Here is a 5,293-nt window from a genome sequence, read left to right on the forward strand (position 1 = left end):
GTCTCGGGGTTGTCGGAATTCTCGCTCATGGGGCTCCACGCCGTGACGGCCCTGGAGGGCGGCGGCCACAGGGGGTCGCCGGGGACGTCAGGAGGCAGGTTTTGGGACAGGAAGCCGGACGCGGGGCCTGCGAGAAGGCCGAAACCGCCGGTTCCTGAAACCCCCCGACGGCCCTAGCGCCGGCCGGGAGGCACTCACCACCCTAACAGAGCGCCTGGATTCGGCGCCCCAAATTTCGCCGCCCGTACGCGTAGCGTGTTCTCCGGGCGACCTCCCAGGCTCCCCTCCGGTGGCTTCAGCGGATGCGCACCGTGAAGGGGAGCATGGCCTTCAGGCCGGGGCGCAACAGCTCGGGCGACCCCAGGCCCACCTCCCGGGCGAGCGTCGACAGCGCCTCCGGGGGACGCTCCGGCAGCCCGGGCAGCAGCAGCCCCGCGAGCGCGTGCACCCCGGGCTCGCCGCCCAGGCCGGAGAGGAAGCCTCGCGCGCCGCCCATCACGTCCAGGTCCAGCTCCTCCGACGGCGAAACCTTCGCGCGCTTCCGGGCCGCGGCCACCGCCTCGTGCAGGCCGCCCAGGCCGTCCACCAGCCCGCGCGCGAGCGCATCCTGTCCGCTCCACACGCGGCCCCGGGCGACGGCGTCCACCTTGGCCTTGTCCATCTTCCGGTTGAGCGCGACCTCGGTGATGAACGTGTCGTAGGAGTCATCCACCCAGGCCTGCACCGCGGCCTGCTGCTCCGGCGTCCACGGCCGCCACCACTCCAGCAGGTCCGCCATGTCGCCGCGCTTCACCGTCTCCTGGTTCACGCCCAGCTTCGCGCCCAGGCCCTCCAGCGCGGGCTTCACGTAGTAGACGCCGATGCTGCCGGTGAGCGTGGTGGGCTCCGCCAGCACTTCATCCGCGCCCACCGCCGCGTAGTAGCCGCCGGAGGCCGCCGCGTCGCCCATGGACGCGATGACGGGCTTGTGCCGCTTCGCCTCCAGCACCGCGCGGTACATCAGGTCCGACGCCAGCACGTCGCCGCCGCCCGAGTCCACGCGCAGCACGATGGCCACCACGGACGGGTCCTCCTGCGCCTGGGCGAGCGCGCGCACCACCGTCTCCGCGCCAGCGATGCGCGCGAAGCCCAGCGGATCCTCGCGGCTGCGGCCCCCGGTGATGTCGCCAAGAATCGGCACCACCGCGATGCGGCGGCGCAGCCCCCAGCGGTCCTCGCGCTCGTCGCGCGGGGCGTACGTCGGATGGAAGCGCAGGCCGGGAAACCACTCCGCCACGCGCGCGTCCAGCTCCGTCGCGGACACCACGCCGTCCAGCAGGCCCGCCTGCTGCGCCCGGCGCGAGGACAGGATGCCGCCCGTCCACGCCGCGCGCAGCTTCTGCGGCGACAGCTTGCGGCCCGCCTCCACGGCCTTCTCGTAGTGCGCCAACTGGCCGTCCAGGTACGCGTCCAGCGTCTCCTTCTCCGCGGGGCTCATGTCCGGGCGGGTGAGCTGATCCGTCGCCGTCTTGTATTCGCCCACGCGCGCCACGTCCCAGTGCACGCCCAGCTTGTCCATGGTGCCGCCCAGCGACGTCACCGTCAGCGACAGGCCGTTGATGGGCAGCGACGCCTCCGTCAGCGCGTACACGCCGTCCGCCGCGGACGCCACCAGGTACGCGCGGTCATCCCCGGACAGCATCACCACCACGACCTTCTTGCCCGCCTGCCGCAGCCGCAGGAAGGCCTGGCGCAGCTCCTCCGCGCCGCCCCAGCCCACGCCGGGCAGGCCCTCCATCTTCACCACCACGCCCTGGAGGCGCTCGTCGCGCGTGGCCAGGTCCAGGAACTTGAGCAGGCGCAGGTATGGATCCGACTCGCTCACGCCCAGCACCGACAGCACCGGGCTCACGCCGCCCGACAGCATGTCGTCCAGGTCCAACAGCGTCACGACGCCGTGGGAGCCCTGCACGGAGCGGTAGCGCTCCGACGACAGGCGCAGCGCCAGCACGTGGTCCAGGCCGTTGCCCGCGCCGCCCGCCGCGTACGTCAGGCCCGCGTGCCCCAGGTCCACCGTGGCGGAGAACTGGAGCGAAAGCGGGATGCCGCTGACGAAGCCGTGCGACAGCCCTCCGCCCAGTCGCAGGCCGCGCAGCACCTCCGCCTGCACCGTGTACGTGGCCAGGCCTTCGCGAAAGCCCCCTTCGGAGAAGAGCCAGTCCACGCCCAGCGTGTAGCGCTCGTCCAGCGGGCGCAGGCCCACGCCGAAGTTGTAGCGGCGCGGCAGCTTGAGGCCGTCGCTTTCGGGGGCGTTCAAATCCCTCGCCACCGCGGCCAGCGACAGGAACCGGGCCGGGCGCGCGGTGAGGCCCACGTCCCAGCTGGTGAGTCCGCCAATGGCGCGGTCATCGGAGCTGAAGTCGTGGAGTGCCGCGCCCAATTGCAGCGTGCGGGGCCCCAGCGACAAGCCGAAGGATGTCTTGCGGTAGTCCGGAGCGTTCTCGCCGCGGATCCACTCCAGGGAGAAGCCCGCGCCCAGCCCCAGGAAGTGCGTGCCCAGGAACACGGCGTCGCCCACGGAGTCCGACTCCAGGTTGCGCTCGTGCAGGTAGAAGAGCTGGCCCGCGTCCAGGAAGCCCAGGCCGGCGGGGTTGAGCGACAGCGCGGGCGCTTCGTCTATCAGCGCCGCGTTGGTGGGCGGCAGCGTGACGCCCCGGGGCGGGGCGGCCGTGCTGCTGACGGCGCCCGTCTGGGCGAGCGCGAACGTCGGGAGGAGGGTCAACAGCGGCAGGAGGCGCATACGGCCCGGGACTCTAGGGACAGTCCGCCCCGGGACAAGCGCCGGCTGCTACCAGTCCTCGGTTCCCGACATCGAATCCAACGGATCATCCCCGGATTGCCGCTTCTCGGACTGTTTGCGCTGTCCACCGCGGTCCTCCGCGCTCCAGTCTTCCGCGCCGCTCTTGCCGTCCAGCGGGTCGCGGACCTTCAGGACCTTCTCGCCCTCGGTGTTGATGAGCTGGTTGACCACCCGCTCCATCTCCAGCTTGAGCTGCCCGTATTCGTCGCCCTGGAGCACCAGCCGCTTGGAGCCCAGGCGCTTGCCGCTCTTCACGTCGAAGAGCCCCACCGCCAGCTCCGTGCCCCGCTCCGGGATGACGCGCACGGTGCCCACGAGCGTGCGGTCCAACCCCAGCGACTTGCCCAGCGCCACCACCGCGTTGGCCGGCTTGTCACTGGGACGCGACATGTCGCCCAGCACCTTGTCCAGCTGGCCGTCGTAGGCCTTGTAGGTGGCCGTCGGGACGAGCCCCGCGCTGACCTCCATGTCGTCCGGGGTGACTTCCGCGATCTGCCCGAACTGGCGGAAGCCGGGACGCTCCATGCGCACCAGGTGCTTGCCCACGGGAAGGGCGGGCACCGTCATGGGCGTGTAGCCCACCGCCTCGCCGTCCACGAAGACGCGCGCCCCCGCGGGACGCGACTTGAAGGTGGCCGTGCCGCGAAGCTGCGAGGTGCGGCTGGTGGCCACCTGCGCGCGCAGGCCGATGAAGTCCCGGCTGAAGCGCTTGGGGCTCAGCTCGAAGGTGGGGTTGAGCGCCATCAGGTCCATCAGCAGCAGCTTCGCCTCCTCCACGTCGCCCCGCAGCTGGAGGATGGCGCCGTGCATGGCCAGCGCGTCGCACAGCGGGAAGCACGAGCGCATCGCCGCGACCGAACCCTCCAGTTCCTTGAGCGTCGCGCGCACCTTGCGCTCCGCGTCCTCGTACTCGCGCGCCTCGAAGGCCTTGAGGCTCTCCTCGTAGCCCTTCTTCGCGCGCTGGAAGGACGCCTGGGCCGCCGCGTCGTCCGGCAGGCCGAACAGGTCGCGGGGCTTCTTCACCGAGTAGTTGGCGAAGTTGCCCAGCGCGTCGTTCATGTAGCTCTCCATCTGCACCCCCGAGGACTCGGACGACGGGTCCATGGGGATGAGCAGCGCGGAGATGCGGCCCGGTGGGGGCGATGACGCCAGCGCCAGGGCGGGCAGCAGCAAGAACGCGAGCGGGAGGGCTTTCATGGGGAGTCCTGGACGCTGGACGCGGTGGCTAGAAGGAAATTCCACCGGGCAGCCCGTTCACGGGATTGAAGCCGCTGCCGCGGTCCGTCGTGGCCACGTACACCACGCCCGCGGTCACCGCCGCGACGCCCGCCGCCGCGGCCCAGAACCAGGGCTTGCGCAGCACCGAGTCCCCGGACGACACCGACTCCTTGTCGTCGGAGGTGCGGCCCTTCGGCAGGGCGGCGCCGGTGAGGAAGGTGTGCACCTGATCCGCCGCGGCGTCCGCGCTGTACTTGCCGTCGCGCTTGGCGAAGTCCACCTCCACGTCGCGCAGCCGGTTCTTCGTGCGCAGGTCCCACGCCTGCACTTCGCCGTGCAGCCGGCCCTTCTTGTCCTGGTACGCCGCCGCCAGCACCACGTAGCGCGCGTTGAGCCGCTCGCCGATGGCGCCCACTTCCGGCGGAACGCCATCCGCGGAGAAGGCCTGCTCCGTGCCGGCCTTGGCCGCCGCGTCACGCAGCGCGGACAGGCCGGGCGCGGACGCGAGCTTCGTCTTCACCTCGGCGGACGCGGAGGACTTCACCTCCGTGTACGTCGCGGACGGCGCGTAGCCCGGCAGCACCACCTGCACGGGGTAGCGGCCCGGCGCCAGCTTGAGGCCGGTGAGCGGCGTCGCGCCCACGTCGCGCCCGCGCACCAGCACGCGAGCGCCCTCGGGCTGGGACGTCACCACCAGGGTGCCCTGGGGCTGCGCCTCCAACTCCTTCTGGGCCTCCGTGAACACCCGCTGCACGTCCTGGCCGAACTGGCCCGCGTCCGGGCGCAGCGAAGGCTCCGCCACCAGCGCGTTGGTGAAGGACACCTTGGCGCCCGCCACATCGCCGTTGAGCAGCTGGGACGCGCCCTGGAAGAGGAACGCCTCACCCAGCTTCTCCGGACGCAGGTCGCCCGGCCGCTGCACGTAGGCGTCCGTGGCCGCCTTGAACTTCACCGCCGCGGTGTCCGGATCCAGGTTGTCGTACGCGGAGCGGCCCTCGTCGAAGAGCGCGTCGCCCTTGGGGATGCCCTGCGGTTCGGGCGCCGGGAAGGCCGCCGCCAGGTCCACGAACCGCACGTCGCCCGCGGCGTTCAGCTTCCGGGTCAGCGCGTCCTCCAGCTTCGCCGCCTGGTCGGAGGCCGCCGCCTGGCGGGCCACGCCGAACAGCGCCACGTCGCTGGACACGGCCTTGCGCGCGGAGCTCAGGGGGGCCGCCGGGGTGACGATGGGGGCCGGAG

Annotated in this window: 3 protein-coding genes; all 3 read right to left on the reverse strand. The window is 72.0% G+C overall.

Annotated features, from left to right (window positions below):
- Positions 1 to 295: 295 nt before the first annotated feature.
- On the reverse strand, positions 296 to 2,779 hold the full coding sequence (gene sppA, locus D7Y13_RS38100) for a signal peptide peptidase SppA (RefSeq protein ID WP_120585860.1): 2,484 nt from the start codon (positions 2,777 to 2,779) through the stop codon (positions 296 to 298).
- Between the two features lie 48 nt (positions 2,780 to 2,827).
- The gene (locus tag D7Y13_RS38105; protein WP_120538056.1) at positions 2,828 to 4,036 is read right to left on the reverse strand and encodes a PEGA domain-containing protein; all 1,209 of its coding nucleotides are present in this window, start codon (positions 4,034 to 4,036) and stop codon (positions 2,828 to 2,830) included.
- A 28-nt stretch (positions 4,037 to 4,064) separates the two neighbouring features.
- A partial coding sequence (locus D7Y13_RS38110) for a PEGA domain-containing protein (protein ID WP_120630973.1) occupies positions 4,065 to 5,293 on the reverse strand: 1,229 nt, incomplete at its 5' end.

It is taken from the genome of Corallococcus praedator (assembly GCF_003612125.1).
Lineage (GTDB): Bacteria > Myxococcota > Myxococcia > Myxococcales > Myxococcaceae > Corallococcus > Corallococcus praedator.

Coding starts and splice junctions, on each gene's coding strand:
- sppA (WP_120585860.1), bottom strand. CDS start 2,779: ATGCGCCTCCTGCCGCTGTTGACCCTCCTCCCGACGTTCGCGCTCGCC.
- D7Y13_RS38105 (WP_120538056.1), bottom strand. CDS start 4,036: ATGAAAGCCCTCCCGCTCGCGTTCTTGCTGCTGCCCGCCCTGGCGCTG.